General features: G+C 45.7%; 13 protein-coding genes. 5 read left to right on the top strand and 8 right to left on the bottom strand.

The window, feature by feature from the left end:
* Positions 1-139: 139 nt before the first annotated feature.
* The 6 genes from V1L65_RS16770 to V1L65_RS16745 form a co-directional block, all read right to left on the bottom strand.
* A complete protein-coding gene (locus V1L65_RS16770) occupies positions 140-2029 on the bottom strand; it encodes an ABC transporter permease (RefSeq protein ID WP_331700356.1) in 1890 nt (629 codons plus the stop codon).
* Entirely contained in the window at positions 2001-2768 is a 768-nt protein-coding gene (locus V1L65_RS16765) for an ABC transporter ATP-binding protein (protein WP_331700355.1), read from the bottom strand. The genes V1L65_RS16770 and V1L65_RS16765 overlap by 29 nt, the downstream gene beginning before the upstream one ends.
* A gap of 132 nt (positions 2769-2900) precedes the next feature.
* A complete protein-coding gene (locus tag V1L65_RS16760; RefSeq protein WP_331700354.1) occupies positions 2901-3905 on the bottom strand; it encodes a sensor histidine kinase in 1005 nt (334 codons plus the stop codon).
* Complete coding sequence (locus tag V1L65_RS16755) at positions 3902-4609, bottom strand: response regulator transcription factor (RefSeq protein WP_331700388.1); 708 nt, start codon at positions 4607-4609, stop codon at positions 3902-3904. Before V1L65_RS16755 ends, V1L65_RS16760 begins: the two co-directional genes overlap by 4 nt.
* A 516-nt stretch (positions 4610-5125) precedes the next feature.
* Positions 5126-6430: a glutamate-1-semialdehyde 2,1-aminomutase gene (locus tag V1L65_RS16750; protein WP_331700387.1), complete on the bottom strand. Its 1305-nt coding sequence runs from the start codon at positions 6428-6430 to the stop codon at positions 5126-5128.
* A 243-nt stretch (positions 6431-6673) separates the two neighbouring features.
* The gene (locus V1L65_RS16745; RefSeq protein WP_432506424.1) at positions 6674-7753 is read right to left on the bottom strand and encodes an LCP family protein; all 1080 of its coding nucleotides are present in this window, start codon (positions 7751-7753) and stop codon (positions 6674-6676) included.
* 361 nt (positions 7754-8114) lie between these two features.
* Here V1L65_RS16745 and V1L65_RS16740 point away from each other — a divergent pair, with 361 nt between their 5' ends.
* From V1L65_RS16740 to bcp, 4 genes are all read left to right on the top strand, one after another.
* Positions 8115-9140 (top strand): ABC transporter ATP-binding protein, encoded by a 1026-nt coding sequence (locus V1L65_RS16740; RefSeq protein WP_331700352.1) that lies wholly within the window; start codon positions 8115-8117, stop codon positions 9138-9140.
* Positions 9137-9931, top strand: a complete 795-nt coding sequence (locus V1L65_RS16735; protein WP_331700351.1) for an ABC transporter permease — start codon at positions 9137-9139, stop codon at positions 9929-9931. The genes V1L65_RS16740 and V1L65_RS16735 overlap by 4 nt, the downstream gene beginning before the upstream one ends.
* A gap of 5 nt (positions 9932-9936) precedes the next feature.
* Positions 9937-10728, top strand: a complete 792-nt coding sequence (locus V1L65_RS16730; protein WP_331700350.1) for an ABC transporter permease — start codon at positions 9937-9939, stop codon at positions 10726-10728.
* A 104-nt stretch (positions 10729-10832) separates the two neighbouring features.
* Positions 10833-11339, top strand: a complete 507-nt coding sequence (gene bcp, locus V1L65_RS16725; protein WP_331700349.1) for a thioredoxin-dependent thiol peroxidase — start codon at positions 10833-10835, stop codon at positions 11337-11339.
* Positions 11340-11779: 440 nt separating this feature from the next.
* On the opposite strand, the gene V1L65_RS16720 is transcribed toward bcp, so the two are convergent.
* Together V1L65_RS16720 and V1L65_RS16715 are read right to left on the bottom strand one after the other, a co-directional pair.
* Complete coding sequence (locus V1L65_RS16720) at positions 11780-11938, bottom strand: hypothetical protein (RefSeq protein WP_331700348.1); 159 nt, start codon at positions 11936-11938, stop codon at positions 11780-11782.
* A 105-nt stretch (positions 11939-12043) separates the two neighbouring features.
* A complete protein-coding gene (locus V1L65_RS16715; protein ID WP_331700347.1) occupies positions 12044-12487 on the bottom strand; it encodes an SMI1/KNR4 family protein in 444 nt (147 codons plus the stop codon).
* 476 nt (positions 12488-12963) lie between these two features.
* On the opposite strand from V1L65_RS16715, the gene V1L65_RS16710 reads away from it, so the two are divergent.
* Positions 12964-15660 (top strand): metallophosphoesterase, encoded by a 2697-nt coding sequence (locus V1L65_RS16710; protein ID WP_331700346.1) that lies wholly within the window; start codon positions 12964-12966, stop codon positions 15658-15660.
* Positions 15661-15934 lie beyond the last annotated feature (274 nt).

Genomic DNA, 15934 nt, shown 5'->3' with positions numbered 1-15934 from the left:
TCGCTTATTTACCATAAAAATAGAAAAATTATAATGAAATATACAAAACCGATTGAAAATAGCTTTAAAACTAGTGCATAACTTCATCCGTACAACAAAAGGCCGTCCCAACCCGGGAACGGCCTTGCTACATCACATCTCAAAGATTACAGCTGCGTCGAATATTCAATACATAGAAATAGCGCACAAGCAGGAAATACACAATCTGAATCGCAAGGAAGCTGCCGAGCACCATCACAGACTCCTTGAAGATGCTGGAGTAAAACATATTTTGCAAAGCGCCCAGTGCGATAATGCCGTGCACGAGCGCGACGGCAATCGGTGCGAAAAAGAGCAGGATCAGCTGGCGTGTGATGACCTTAGACAGCTCACCGGCGGAGAGGCCGATTTTGGCAATTGCCGCAAATTTTTGTTTGTCATCGTCAAGGTCGGTGTACAAGCGGAAGTACAAGAAGCTGCCTGCTGCGACGAAGAAAACGACACCGATAAATAGGCCAATAAACAGCACTGCATAATAGACACGCAAAACTTGAGTGACTGCAAAGGCTACCGTATAAATATTGGAGTCGCTATCGGTTAGGAGCTGATTGCTGCTTATCGCCTCGCCGGCTTTCAACTCATCGCTGCGGCTTGGAATATCCCACATCGCGTAATTGGTTTTCTCGTTCGCAGGCGGCAAGCTGCTATATTGCGTATCCGGAATAATAAAGACGGGCTCTATCTGATCAGGCATGGGGCTCTTCACCAGGTGGATCGTAGGGTTAATCTTCATACCGGATTTCAGCTCATGGCTCGACTTTACATTATAATTTCTCACATTCACGTAAAATGGATCGAATATAACAGCACTTTCGCCCTCTTTAAGCTCAAGCAAAGGCAATCGCTTTACACTCGCAAACTGATTGTAGACGCTCTCTGGTACGATCGTTATAGGTTTGCCTTCTTTAACAGACCATGCATGCATATCAAGCGTAAAATAACTGCCAGAAATATTTAGCTCTTGGAGAACACGGTTTACTTCATTAATTTCATTTGATTGATCGGTTGTTTTGGCGGCATTGTTGACCAGTTCGATGGCGAACGGATGCCCTGCTGTAATTTGCTGAGTAATAATCGATTTGAAGCCAAATAGCGAGCCAATCGCGCAAAACGCAACAGTCGAAACGATCGACACGATGAAGAAGGTGCGTGCATTATCCTTCATGCGGAAGGATAGATCAGCAAGCGTAAGCAAGTTCGTTTTGCGCCAGAAGAAGTTTGGACGCCGCTTCAGCCGTGTGATGATAAACACGCTTAGCTGGGTGAACAAAAAATAAGTGCCGATGATAACCATGATCGTAACGGGAATAAAAGCAAGTACAACAACCATTCCTTCTACCAGGATGGATGTGATATAGCCTCCGCCGATCAGCAAAACGGCAAGCAAAGACAGCAGCCAGGAAGCTTTCGGCTCCGGGCGCGGCTTTTTGCCGCCCTTGATCAGCTCGATAATCTCCTTGTTGCGCACCATAAACACTGTAAAGAGAGAGATTACGGCAAATAACGCCAGAAAGGCGCAGACGGTTAGCAGCATCGCTTTGCCCGGGATATAAAACGGCAGCGAAGTATCCAGGCGCAGCACATTTTCGGCGAGCAGCAAAATAGCTTTGGCAAAAATAATGCCAATACCGACGCCACCGGCAGTCGCACCGCACCCGATCAGCATATTTTCCCAGAAGATCATCTTGCGCAGCTGGAATGGCGTCATGCCATGCATGATCATGAGGCCAAATTCCCGCTGGCGCGACTTGAGGAAGGAAGCCATGGAGTAAAGAATAAAGAAAAAGGAAAATACATAGATGATGCCTTCTGCCGTATGCAGCCCTGTTGATACCGTATTGCCAAGATTGTCATCTCCAAGGCTCGGGTGAAAAGCAAAGATTGCATAGACAAAGAAGATGAGCACGGAAAACAGGCTGCTCAGGAAATAGGCGGCATACAGGCGCTTGTTGCGCAGCACATTATTGAATGTGAATTGACGAAAGGTCATGTGCATCGCCTCCCATCAGCGACAGCGTGTCGATGATTGTTTGAAAAAACGCCTTGCGGTGTTCGCCGCGATGAATTTCCGTGTAGAGCGTACCGTCTTTAATAAATATTACCCGATTGCAATAGCTGGCCGCTACGGCATCGTGAGTAACGAGCAGCATCGTGCTGCGGTCTTGACGGTTAAGTCCCTCAAGCGTAAGCATGACATCCTTCGCAGCCTTTGAATCGAGGTTGCCGGTTGGTTCATCTGCCAGCAGCAGCTTCGGCGCATGGATGATCGACCGAGCGATCGCTGCCCGTTGTGCTTGCCCACCGGAAATTTCAAAGATACGCTTGTCGAGAATATGCGTGATACCGAGCTTCTGGGCAATTTCCTCCAGCTGCTCGCGCATGTAGCGCACGCTTTTGCCGTCGAGTGTCAACGGCAGGATGATATTTTCCGCTACTGTCAATGTGTTCAGCAGATTAAAATCTTGAAAAATAAAGCCGAGCTCTCTACGGCGAAATTTGGCAAGTTCCCGCTTGCCAAGCGCATGTGGATTGCGGCCGCCAATTGTTATTTCACCGGTAGTCGGCTTATCGATCGTTGCAATCATGTTTAGCAGCGTCGTTTTGCCACTGCCGGAAGGACCCATGATCCCTACAAATTCGCCAGGTGCTACCGAAAAGCTCAATTGATTCAATGCACGGTATGCGAGCTTGTCCCCATATACTTTACTGACTTTATTAACCTGCAGCATTTCCATAAATCGTCACTCCCCAATAAGTGCTTGCATGCGCTGCATGTAAGCTTTGTATCTTTAGTATAGCAATGGGGCAGTACGGTCACTATCGATTTTGCTTTCATCTTCCTTACACCGGTGTAAGGTTGGTTACATATTGGCTGCATGCTGCCAGGACATAAACTTGATGCGTACGACTGTACCTTCGCCCACGGCAGGTTCGAGCTGCAGCTCATGCCCGAGCTTCTCGCTGGCTTGCTTGACGAGATAAAGGCCCATGCCTGTCGATTCCCGGAATTGCCGTCCGTTATCGCCCGTAAAGAACGGATCACAGACGCGCTTCAGATCGGTTTTTGGAATACCGATGCCACGGTCGCGTATTTCCACAGCCGCATGATTAAGATCTACATAGATGCGGATAGTGACCTTTTTAGTAGGTCCAGTGCTGTATTTGATTGCATTGGTAAGCAGCTGTCCGAGCATGAACATGAACCATTTCTCATCCGTTTGCACGAGAATGGAACGGTTTCCAACCAGCTCCGGGAACACTTGGCTGCGAATAAACAGCCGCTTGTGCTCATGCACTGCCTGTTCGGCAATGCTTGTGAGCGATACCGTCTTCACATGGAAATCCTGCTCAAAAGATTGCAGTCGCGCAACGTAAAGCACCGTATCAAGTCCTTGGCGCAGCCGCTCCAATTCTTCACGCATACTGGCGGTATAAGGCATGCTTTGCTCTTCCTGAAGGGTTAAGTCCATAATTGCAATCGGGGTTTTCATCTGATGCACCCATTGATTCATAAACAGCATATGGGTCTTCTGCTGGTTCTCGGCCTGATGCAGCTGCTCCTGCATGAGGGTGTATTGGTTATCGAGAAGCTGCTGCAGCGCTTCGGCTACCGGGGCATGCCCAAGTGGCTGCATGATCGCATCCAGGCTGCTCGGCCGATCCGCCAGGCGCTTGTAGTAGCTGCTATACTGGACATAGCGAAAAGAGAGATAACCGATGCAAAGCACTATGCCTAGCAGGCCTGCATAGAACGCCACTGCCAGATTGCGATAGCCGTCGAGCCAATAGATCAGCAGCACAAGCGCCCATTGCACAGGCTGAAGCAAAATCAAGGCAAGGTGATCCCGCAGAAAGAGTCGGCTCATCGTTCACCGCCTGATCCGCTCCAGGAGGCGACTAGCCGGTAGCCGCTGCCCCGCACGGTTTCGATGCCATCCTGTATGCCAAGCTCCTGCAATTTTTTACGTACACGTGCCATGTTAACGTTTAGCGTATTTTCATCGACAAACATCTGGTCATCCCATAGCCGTTCAAGCAGCTCATCCCGGGAGGCGACACGCGGGGCACGTTTGATCAGCAGCTCGAGAATGTCCGCTTCTTTTTTCGTTACCATTACATTGCGTCCGTCAAGCTCGAGCTCAAGCCGCTCGGGAAAGATGCTCAGCCCTCCCCAGGAGGCGCAGCGTTCGCGGCTCGTTGCATATTCGCCATAGGCACGACGCAGCAAGCTGCGAACTTTGGCCATCGCGATCTCGTTATGAAACGGCTTCGTAATGTAATCGTCACCGCCATTTTCAAGCGCCATTACCTGATCCATCTCACCTGCGCGGGCGGAGATAAACAGTACAGGACAGGTCGATACGGAACGAATCTGCCTGCACCAGTAATAGCCATCATAGCTCGGCAGATTTACATCCAGCAGCACCATGTCGGGACGGTGGGCGTTAAATTGGTCCAGCACACGGTCAAATTGCTCGATAACAACGGGGTGATAGCCGTATTTGGCGAGCGAGGTGGACATAAGAGAGGCGAGTTTGGGATCATCTTCAACTATCATAATTTTATGCATCACTAAAAGTTCTCCTGCAAACGATTTTTAAGGGAGCCGGAGCCAAATGGCAACTGGGCTGCTTGTTTGGCTTATTCGTTGAGCTTATACCTATTCCTATATTTCACTAAGAAATGGCACATCCTTTGCTTAGGACGCGCAGCGTTTCTTCTTGGGTAGTATAGCATAGCTGTTGAAATATTTATAATCCGTTACTTCTATGTCATTGACTAGCCCATCCCTGATATTGGTAATGGCGTCAGTTGATAGAATAATATTTCTAAACTGGAGTCTAATATTATATATCGAGAGGAGCAGGAGTAAGAGTTCTCATCATTGAAAAAGTTAATAATGGATTTATTAAATACTCAGTAAGGATGATTAATTAACTCTTTCTTAGAATTTATGAAAAAGCAAATGTGAGTGATCAATCTGTTATTTTATAAAAGTTAACGACATAAAAGACCGCCTATTCGACGGTCTTTTTATGATTCTCAATATATTAATTATGTGATTTAAGATTTTGAATCGAATCCTCTACAACTTACCCATAGCTTTCTCAGCAGCCTCAAGCGTCGCATCGATATCCGCTTCTGTATGGGCAACGGTCAGGAACCACGCCTCATACTTGGAAGGGGCAAGGTTGATGCTTTGCTCGAGCATCAAGCGGAAGAACTTGCCGAAGCGCTCACCGTCTGTGTCCAGAGCTTCATCATAGTTAGTGACTGGATGATCGCAGAAATGGGTGGACAGAGAGCCAACGATTTGGTTGACGGTTAGCGGAATATCATGTTGTCTAGCAGCGGCGCGCAGGCCGTCTGCAAGCTTCACAGCAAGCTTGTCCATTTGCTCATATACGCCTGGCTTGCCTAGCACCTCAAGGCAAGCGATACCGGCAGAGATGGATGCAGGGTTGCCTGCCATCGTGCCTGCCTGGTAGGCTGCTCCAAGCGGCGCTACTTGCTCCATTACTTCTTTGCGTCCGCCGTAAGCGCCGATTGGCATGCCGCCGCCGATAATTTTGCCGAGCGCGGTAAGATCCGGTTCAATTGCAGCGTGATCAGCGAAAGCTGTGAACGTTTGGGATGAGCCGTAATGGAAACGGAAGGCGCTGATGACCTCGTCATAGATGACGAGTGCGCCTGCTTCGCGAGTCATGCGGCAAAGCCCCTCAAGGAAGCCTTCATGCGGCATAACCATGCCGAAGTTACCGACGATAGGCTCTACCATTACGGCGGCGGTATCCTCGCCCCAACGCTCCAATGCTTCTTTCAAAGCATCCAAATTATTGTAAGGTACTGTAATTACTTCGTGTGCAATGCTCGTTGGAATGCCTGCGCTGTCCGGAATGCCGAGCGTAGACGGGCCAGAGCCGGCAGCGACAAGCACAAGGTCGGAGTGACCATGATAACATCCGGCAAATTTAATAATTTTGTTGCGCTTCGTGTAAGCGCGCGCTACTCGAATGGTCGTCATAACCGCTTCTGTACCTGAGTTGACAAAGCGTACTTTATCCATAGACGGAATAGCTTCTTTTAGCATGCGTGCAAGTGTAATCTCTAGCTCAGTAGGTGTACCGAATAAGGTGCCGTTTTGAGCAGCTTCTACAATTGCCGCAGTAATATGCGGATGGGCATGTCCAGCAATGACCGGTCCATAAGCTGCCAGGTAATCGATGTAGCGATTGCCGTCCACATCCCAGAAATAAGCGCCTTCAGCACGCTTCATAAACGTAGGTGCACCGCCGCCGACAGCCTTGTAAGAACGGGAAGGGCTGTTAACCCCGCCTACAATATGCTTTAATGCATCTGCGTACAGTGCTTCAGAGTTTGGTCTTTGCATCATAATTATCTCCTCTCCATTAAGAAGAAACGGTGAGCGAACTTGTTTAAAGATGAACCGTTTCCCGGAAAATCTATAAGAGTGCTAGTCTTATAGATTTAGTTTATTAAACAACAATACACATTCCAAGCCCATAAAAGCTTGGAATGTGCAATCCATAAAAATAGATGAAATTACTTTTAAGCACACTAACGCGTTGAAGCGTCTCTTTCATTTCTAGATAGTTAGTGGCGCACGCAAATTTTACTGAGTACTGCTGTTTGTTCCAGAGCTGCCTGGTTCATTAGTTGCTTGTCCGCCTTCACCATCGGTCGCCTCTGGCTGCGAATCGTCTTTGGCAAGCACTTCTTGCACATATTCCTTCAGCTTATCGTAACTGCGAATGGCGATTACCTCAGCGCCGCCAATTTTTTCTTCTTTCACAAGCTCCATAGGCGGAATTTGAGCTGATCCGCTCATATTCATTTCCATGCCTAGCTGTCCGAGCTTCCAAATATCGTTAATATCAGTTAAATTCATACGGACATATGGCTGAATGCTTTCAAGAATTTCTTTCATTTTTAAAATATTCCAAGTGGACTTCAATTCGTTTGCTACTGCTTTTAAGAAATTCCGCTGTCTTTCTGTTCGCGTGTAGTCACTCATTGCATCGTGACGGAAGCGAACATATTGCAAAGCCTTATCTCCATCGAGCAACTGATATCCTTTCTCCAAATCAATATCATAGCGATTGCCATCGGCATTATCTTTGTAACGCATATTTTTTTCTACATCGAAATGAACTCCGCCGATTGTATCCACCAGCGCCTTGAAGCCTTCAAAATCGGTATAAACAAAATATTGAATATCAAGTCCGAGCAGATCGCCAACTGTTTTCATTGCCAGTGGGGGACCACCAAGTGTAATAGCTGTATTAATGCGGCCTTTTCCATAACCTTCAATCGGTGCATACGTATCACGCAAAATAGAAAATAAATGCGCTTTTTTGGTTGTCGGATCAAGGGAAGCTACCATCATTGAATCGGAACGTGCGGTTTCACCCGGCTGTGCATCACGCGCATCAACGCCGAGCAGCAAAATATTAACTCGCTCCTTGCCTTCCCATTTTGGAATTTCGACTACTTTATCTGGCGGAACTGAAGGGAATAAAGTGTCGTTTTCTCCAGGATTAAGTTTTTCAAGAGCACCCCAGACCCCTACCGCCCAATAAATACCCGCGGCGATGATAATGCCTGCTGCAATAGATAAACCGATATATAACTTTTTCCTCTTAGATTTTGAGTGTTCTTTTTCTTTATTTCTCTTGCCTGATCTTGTTTCCATTTGCTTGAGTGCTGCTCCTTTCAAAATAAGCGCTTTTTCATAAGCTTTATAATAACAACAGTTTTCAAAATATAAGAAAAGAAAATTTTAATTTTATTTTTGTTCTATATTTCTACACAAAACTGTACGTCTTTAAAAAAAGACGTGGAAGAGATTTTAAAAAGGACGACGGAGCTGTTTCACCTTGCTTCCTTATTATTGCCCAAAACGAGTTTTATTGACATCACTCCGAGTAAACAGATGTGTGGTATCATAAAATTATAAGTCGGAATGGCGACTCGTTGCAAGTTATTATCCAATTTCGCATTTAACATCGCTATTTCCCAGGAAATGTCGAACAGAGAGGGGTTTCAAGCAAGTCATGCTAGCAATCGACGTAAAAGATTTAAGAAAGCAATTTTTGGTACAAAAAAACCGCGAAGGACTTTCGGGTGCGCTAAAAGATTTGTTTAAGCGACAATATCGCGAGGTTTTGGCGGTTAAAGATATATCTTTTCAAATCCCGCAAGGCGAAATTTGCGGGTATATTGGCGAGAATGGAGCGGGAAAATCGACAACGATCAAAATGCTGACAGGTATTTTAGTGCCGACTTCAGGTCAGCTTCGTGTGAACGGTTACGTGCCCTATAAGGATCGTGAAAAATTTGTCAAGGAAATCGGCGTCGTATTCGGACAACGCTCGCAGCTATGGTGGGATATTGGTGTCATTGAGTCTTTTCAGCTATTGCGGAAGGTATATAGCGTATCCGAACAGGATTTCCGTAAGCGGCTCGATCATTTGGTGGAAAGGCTGCATTTGGCTGATTTGCTTAATCGTCCGGTAAGAAAGCTCAGCCTTGGCCAAAGAATGAGATGCGAGCTGGTCGCTTCCTTGCTTCATAATCCTTCAATTTTATTTTTGGACGAGCCGACTATAGGGCTTGATATTGTAGTTAAAACGGAAATTAGAGATTTCCTTATGGAAATGAATAAGGAGCAGGGAACTACGATTCTGTTGACTACGCATGATTTACAGGATATCGAAGCGCTTTGTTCGAGAGTAGTTATGCTTGATGATGGCAAAATTATTTATGATGGCGGACTTGACGAACTGAAGCAGCGCTGGAGCAAAGGGAAGGAAATTCAATTCCAATTTGCGAAGCAGATGTCGCTTGCCTATTTGCAGCAGCTGACTGTCGGAATGAATGTCGCTTGGTCCATCGAAAATGATGTGACAGCCAAAATGTTTGTGCCGCATGCCGTCAGCGTATCGGATGCAATGGGACGAGTAGTAAGCGGAGCAGAAATCCGCGATATTAAAATATTCGAAACAAACACGGATGAAATTGTGCGTGAAATCTATCAATCCGGCTCGGCGGCAGCAGCGAAGGAGCCTGTCTTAGCATGATGAGCGCTTATTTGGATTTTATACGAATCAGATTTTTAACGATGCTTGCTTACCGGGTCAATTACTACAGCGGGATAATTATTTATGCCATTAATATTGGCGCTTATTATTTTTTGTGGAAGGCGATCTATGGCGATCAGGATTCGCTGGCAGGCTTTACTGTGGCACAGATGACTACTTATATTGCCGTGTCGTGGATGGCAAGAGCTTTTTATTTTAACAATTTGGATCGTGAAATCGCTAATGAAATTCGGGACGGCAGTGTCGCCATTCAGTTTATTCGTCCTTATTCTTATTTGCTTGTCAAAATGATGCAGGGCTTCGGAGAAGGCTTGTTCCGCCTGTTATTGTTTATGGTGCCGGGAATGATTATCGTATGCTTAATATTTCCTGTGAAGCTTCCGACCGATCCGACGGTTTGGCTTATTTATGCGGTTATGCTGCTGTTCAGCTTTTTGATTAATTCTCAGATAAATATTTTGACAGGCTTGTTTGCCTTCTTTGTGGAAAATAATGAGGGCATGATGCGTATGAAACGAGTGATGGTCGATCTGTTTTCAGGGGTTGTCATACCAGTTGCTTTTTTTCCAGGCTGGTTATCTTCCATTATGCAATGGCTGCCCTTCCAGGCGATTACGTATTTGCCAAGCTCGGTATTTACGGGGAGAACGCCGCTTCATGAAGCGATGGGCGTCTTCGGACTGCAGTTCGTATGGTTTCTGGTGCTGTTAGTGCCAATTTTCGGCATGTGGAAAGCAGCGCGCAAGCGGCTGTTTGTGCAAGGGGGATAGTGGAAATGAGATATGCTGCTTTATTCGGCGAGTATTTAAAAAATTATGCGAAAACAAGGCTGACTTATCGCTTTGATTTTTGGATTGAAGTATTATCCGATTTGCTTTTTCAAGGAATGAACTTAATTTTTATTTTAATCGTATTTCAGCATACGCCTTCCCTAGGCGGCTGGTCGGAAGCTGAGGTTGTATTCGTTTATGGATTTTTCATGATACCGTATGGCGTGTTCAGCACGTTTTTTAGTATTTGGAATTTTAGCGAAAGATATATTGTAAAAGGGGAAATGGACCGCGTGCTGACACGGCCCGCACACAGTCTGTTTCAGGTATTGCTGGAAAATGTAGATCCGCCGTCCTTATTCGGCTCTTTCGTCGGTGCAATTATTATGGCACTTAGCTGGTCGAAGCTAGGCCTTGATTTTCACTGGTTTGATCTTATTATGCTGCTCATATTCGTCATCGGCGCAGCGCTTATTTATGCGGGCTTGTATACAGCGCTTAGTGCGATTTCCTTTTTTTCGGATGCGCCAACCGGCATCGTGCCGCTCATGTACAATATTCAGAACTATGGCCGTTATCCGGTTAACATTTATAATAAGCTGATCCGGTTTGTATTGACGTGGCTGCTTCCTTTTGCGTTTGTTGGGGTTATACCTGCTTCTTATTTTTTGGAGGCCAAATCAGATGATTTATCCCGGCTTGCGCTGCTGACGCCTGTTATGGGCTTGCTCGTGTTTTCGCTGGCGCTTCTGTTCTGGAACTATGGAGTGAAAAAGTACCGGGGAGCAGGCTCGTAGTCTCAAAGGAATGATACGGGATCATTACATTGAATTTTGTGCTGGCGTCAGTCCAGTACTTTGAGCAAGTTATTTGAAATAGTGAAAGTGAAGGAGAGAGCAACATGACACAGCTAATAATTGGGAGGAAGGCGCCGGCCTTTACTCTGCCTGCCTCTAACGGAGAGACGGTGAAGCTGGCTCAGTTCATTGGGCAAAATGTGGTGCTTTACTTTTATCCGCGCGATATGACGCCGACCTGCACGCAGCAGGCTTGCGATATGAGAGATTTTAATAGTCAATTTGAACAAAATAACACCGTAGTACTCGGTATCAGCACCGATCCGGTAAAATCTCATTTGCGCTTTAAAGACAAGCATGAGCTGCCGTTTTTGCTGCTGTCGGATGAACAGCATAAAGTTTGCGAAAAGTACGGCGTATGGCAGCTGAAAAAACTGTATGGCAGAGAGTATATGGGCCTGGTTCGTTCTACTTTTCTAATTGATGCTAAAGGAAAGCTTGTAAGGCAGTGGCCGAAGGTTAAGGTGAAGGGACATGCTGATGAGGTGCTTGGTGAAGTGAAGGAACTGTACAGCAAGCAGCAGAAGCGTCAGAAGACTCAAAAAGAGTAGTATGAAAAGCGAGTGGACAAGCGATGGGGAAACCCCATTGGGTCTGACTCGCTTTTTTTGAGAAAATGTTTGTTGCAGGAAAGACAGAAGCGAGCAACCTGATGCCTACCTGCATTTCCTCAGAAACTCATCAGCACTATGCGTGTCGGCGCCAGCTCCAAATGGCTAATTGTATATGAAAATTCATACACATTACGCTGAAATGCCCCGAAAAACACAATTGTATATGAAAATTCATACAGAATCGGCTAGTGCCGCCTCCAAATGGCTAATTGTATATGAAATTTCATACACATTACGCTAGAATGCCTCGAAAAACACAATTGTATATGAAAATTCATACAGAATCGGCCAGTGCCGCCTCCAAATGGCTAATTGTATATGAAATTTCATACACATTGCGCTGAAATACCTCGAAAAACACAATTGTATATGAAAATTCATACAGAATCGGCTAGTGCCGCCTCCAAATGGCTAATTGTATATGAAATATCATACACATTGCGCTGAAATACCTCGAAAAACACAATTGTATATGAAAATTCATACAGAATCGGTTGGTGCCGCTTCAAAATGGCTAATTGTATATGAAATTTCATACACATTACGCTGGAATGCCTCGAAAAACACAATTGTATATGAAAATTCATACAGAATCGGCCAGTGCAGCCTCCAAATGCTTAAATCGCACTTCCCCATACAACTTACCACTCGTAAAAGCAATCCTCGATCAGTGCCTCGAATGAATCCGCTAGTTCCTTGATCTCTCCTGTATCGTGATGATAGATGAGAACCTTTCCTGCTTGATCGATAATAATCGGATCGCCGGAACCATCGATAGAAATGACATAACCGGTTCGCAAAACCTCTGCAACGGGAAGCTCCTTGCAATCTTCTCGGAATCCCAACGTCAAATCGACAATCGTTTCATTTCCGAGACTGGAGCCATTATGAAATGCATGTACTGCAAGGCCTGCATATGCTCCCCCAAACGTCCGTATAAATTGCACATAGTCCTCATGGAAGCTTACATTAAGCTGCTGCTGTGCATTAACAATTTCCTCTTGGCTCGCCGGACTTCCCACTAGAGAGCTATTGCCCTCACGATGAAGAAAAGCCTTCAATCTCTCCATTAATGCATCATTCATAGGATAATCCTCTCCCCTAAACAATTGAATCAGATATCATTCAAACTCTTTGCTGTATCGGGACTTTTGCCGCCTCAATCAATCTTTATCCATCTTATACTTTTCTCTATTTGATTGCCAAGCGGTGGTTCCTATTAGTTAACAAAATCAGATATTAATGTGATCTAAACAGAAAGCATTTTTTCGCACATGATTAAAACAGTTATATAATTGGGAGGAGATTAAAATACATACCGCAAGCTAAAAATTGGGTATATACTGCTTAACTTTTTATTAATTGCTTCTTTACTGCGGCCTGTAGGTGCAATTTATGCTAGATTTGAAGAGTTGCCTCAATCTCAGTATGGTACAATTAGTGATGTTCGCAAGCAGGAGCTTGCGTTGGGAGCGAGCTATACCTGGTAAGCGGCAACGGACCGGACAGAAATAGAGTTGCTGGAAAAATTGTGGTGTTATTTGGAGGTGTTAGCACTTCGATGGACGTAAGTGTAGGATTGTCTCCAGTTATGCTGGAGGATTTTGAGAATGGCTTGGATAAATATATGAAAACTTCAGGTGCTGCCTATAATACAGTTTCTGCTGCGGCTGAAATGGATCAGGATTACGTGCGCAGCGGCAGCTATTCGCTGAGGCTGGAGTATGATTTTACAGGACAAACAGGTACTTCGGGAGCTTTTTTGACAGTTAACACAGGTGATCACCTGCAAGTGCCGGGCTATCCTGAAAAAATAAGCATGTGGGTACACGGAGACGGCAGAAGGCATTGGCTTCGCAGTCACTTCCTTGATGGGGATAAAAAAGGGTTTAATGTTGATTTAACTGACGCGGAAACAGGTGTAGATTGGGTCGGATGGAAATATATTGAGGCCGACATTCCAAAGGGCAAGAAGCTGCCGCTGACGATGGATGTGCCTGTACGCTATATGGAAGCGAACAACAATAAAAAAGATGCAGGCGTCATTTATGTTGATGATATACGTGTATTGTATGGACCGTCGGACGAGGACATTTTGCCGCCTGTTATTAAAAATATTGCGCCTGCTGAAGGGGCTATGGTGATGGATGCACATCCTGATATCTCTTTCATTGCTGAGGATGAAGGCTATGATGCTGCGACTAGTCCAGACAGTACTTTAATTGATGCTAAGTCGATTCGGGTATACGTGGATGGCGAGCTTGTGGATTATGTGCTAAATCCGTCGCAAGGACGGGTTACCTATAAGCCTGCAGCGCCGCTTGCCGAAGGAAGGCACCGCATTAAAGCGGCTGTCCGCGATTTAAGCGGCAACCAAACGATTAAGGAATGGAGCTTTACAGTAAATTTAGGTTCGCCTTATTATTCTTATACTACGCCGGAGAAGCAGCTTATCGGTGGAACGTATACACTTGATATTCATGCTGAGCAGGTTTCTGCGTTGTCAGGTGGTCATATTGAATTCGCTTTTGACACTTCGGCAGTAGAAGGTCTCCAAGTAATCTGCAGCGAAAAGCTGAAGGAAAAGCAGCTGCATGTAGTCATTGATGAGCAGAGCGGTAGAGTACGCTTAAACTTCGCAGGTCTGCAGGATGTTCAGCTGAAAGACAGCGATCTGCTTGGCCAAATTAGTTATAAGATTAAGCGTAATTATATTGGTCCTCTTCGCTTAGAAGATTTGGAGAAGGACATCAAGAAGCCGTACAGCATTTCAGTTGTATCTGGTTCTATCGAGAAAACGGGTGCGCCAGGCAATAGCCTTACATTCTACGGCGAGCCTGTTACGTCTGATGTTTGGGCGGATTTGAAGCTTTCATGGAATCATTATACGATCGGTTTAGGCTATCCTGCACAGTTTACAATTACAAGCGTGGCGGATGGTAGCAAGGTGGAAGGTGCTGCCCTAATTATCGATGATGTTGCTGTGGCCGGCAGCTATACCAATCAGGAGGGCGTATTGGTAACCGACCTAGCGACGATGCAGGCGAAAACCTACCGCATTCAAGCGATCAAGGATCATATGTACAGCCCTGTTATGAACTTTATTGTAGCAAACCCTGTATTTACGGAGCAGCCTGTCAATATAAGCGTATCAATGGGCGAGCAGCCTGCTGAATCTAGAAGATTTAATTGGCATACGCATATTGATGTGAAAGATACAGTAGTCGAATACGTGAAGGAATCGGAATTTACTAGCTTTTCTGCTGGCAATGTACAGCGTTCGATGGGCAGTAATGAGCTGTACAACTCGCATAGCTTTGGCACTTATCGGGTGCATAGGGCAGAGGTGACAGGTCTTGAGTCAGGCACTGCTTATAAATTCCGAGTCGGCAATGGCGGAGACTTTGTAAGTGCTGAAGGACGCTTTGTGACTAGCGAAGTGAGCGGCGATATGACGAAGTTTGTATTTATCGGCGATTCCCAGGGAGCGGCTGAAAAAGATTACGAGCTGTGGAAGGATACACTGGACAACGCAATTGCCGATTTGCCTGATGCCGAATTTATTGTTCATGCTGGCGATATGGTCGACAAAGGCTTTTTGCAGCAGGAATGGAATTGGTGGTTTGCAGCTGCCCAGCAGCATCTAATGCAGCGCACTTTAATTACTGCAATCGGCAATCATGAGGTCATGGGCACAAACGGCGCAGGCGATTACTTGGCGCATTTCAACAATCCAACAAACGGTGCAAGCAGCGTTCGGGGAACGAGCTTCTCCTTTGACGTCAAGGATACACACTTCGTATTGCTGAATACCGAGCTGGGAGCGGAGTCCTACGAAGAGCAAGCACAATGGCTTGATCGGGATTTGAAGGCAACGGATAAGAAGTGGAAGGTTCTTATGTTCCACCAAGGGCCATATGGCAGCGTGTATTCAAATGAGCGCGTACAAGCGCAGTGGGTGCCGATATTGGATAAGCATGGCGTAGATCTTGTGCTAAACGGGCATGATCATGTCTATGTACGCACTTATCTGATGAAAGGCGGAGCTTTCTCAGAGAAGGAAGGAACACGCTATGTCGTCGGCGGATCGTCTGGCTCTAAGTTCTATGCTCTTGTAAATCGTCCTTGGCAGGAATTAACTTTTGACCAGAGTAGAGTTAATATTTATACGACCGTTGAGATTACGAAAGGTGAAATCAAGGTAACGGCCAAGACAGCAGCTGGCGAGATCGTTGATACGCTTATTATTGAAAAGTAGGAACGGGGCACGTAAGGGGCATATTCTGCGAGTCTATGAAAAGACTGGGGGATATGCTCCTTTTTAATGGCTCATACGTCTTGTGTTCTAACTGCTTAACAAGCGACTAATGAGTGGTTAGCTTTTTATCAGCTCAATCAGTACTTTTGATTTCTAACGAAGCTGAGAAGCGCTATTCCTCAAAATCTACCCCTTTTGAATTTGTAACGAATCCACATAGCGCTATCTGTGATCAAACCGCCACTTGTAGCCTCTTTTCACCCCAATAAGGCTT

It is taken from the genome of Paenibacillus sp. IITD108 (genome assembly GCF_036541265.1).
Classification (GTDB): Bacteria; Bacillota; Bacilli; order Paenibacillales; family Paenibacillaceae; genus Pristimantibacillus.
The sequence above is the reverse complement of the archived record's forward strand: the minus strand, read 5'-3'. Positions and strand labels throughout refer to the sequence as shown.

Bases quoted from the DNA above. Each gene is read 5' to 3' on its own strand.
- V1L65_RS16770 (WP_331700356.1), bottom strand. From the start codon at position 2,029: ATGACCTTTCGTCAATTCACATTCAATAATGTGCTGCGCAACAAGCGC.
- V1L65_RS16765 (WP_331700355.1), bottom strand. From the start codon at position 2,768: ATGCTGCAGGTTAATAAAGTCAGTAAAGTATATGGGGACAAGCTCGCA.
- V1L65_RS16760 (WP_331700354.1), bottom strand. From the start codon at position 3,905: ATGAGCCGACTCTTTCTGCGGGATCACCTTGCCTTGATTTTGCTTCAG.
- V1L65_RS16755 (WP_331700388.1), bottom strand. From the start codon at position 4,609: ATGCATAAAATTATGATAGTTGAAGATGATCCCAAACTCGCCTCTCTT.
- V1L65_RS16750 (WP_331700387.1), bottom strand. From the start codon at position 6,430: ATGCAAAGACCAAACTCTGAAGCACTGTACGCAGATGCATTAAAGCAT.
- V1L65_RS16745 (WP_432506424.1), bottom strand. From the start codon at position 7,753: ATGGAAACAAGATCAGGCAAGAGAAATAAAGAAAAAGAACACTCAAAA.
- V1L65_RS16740 (WP_331700352.1), top strand. From the start codon at position 8,115: ATGCTAGCAATCGACGTAAAAGATTTAAGAAAGCAATTTTTGGTACAA.
- V1L65_RS16735 (WP_331700351.1), top strand. From the start codon at position 9,137: ATGATGAGCGCTTATTTGGATTTTATACGAATCAGATTTTTAACGATG.
- V1L65_RS16730 (WP_331700350.1), top strand. From the start codon at position 9,937: ATGAGATATGCTGCTTTATTCGGCGAGTATTTAAAAAATTATGCGAAA.
- bcp (WP_331700349.1), top strand. From the start codon at position 10,833: ATGACACAGCTAATAATTGGGAGGAAGGCGCCGGCCTTTACTCTGCCT.
- V1L65_RS16720 (WP_331700348.1), bottom strand. From the start codon at position 11,938: ATGAAATTTCATATACAATTAGCCATTTTGAAGCGGCACCAACCGATT.
- V1L65_RS16715 (WP_331700347.1), bottom strand. From the start codon at position 12,487: ATGAATGATGCATTAATGGAGAGATTGAAGGCTTTTCTTCATCGTGAG.
- V1L65_RS16710 (WP_331700346.1), top strand. From the start codon at position 12,964: ATGGACGTAAGTGTAGGATTGTCTCCAGTTATGCTGGAGGATTTTGAG.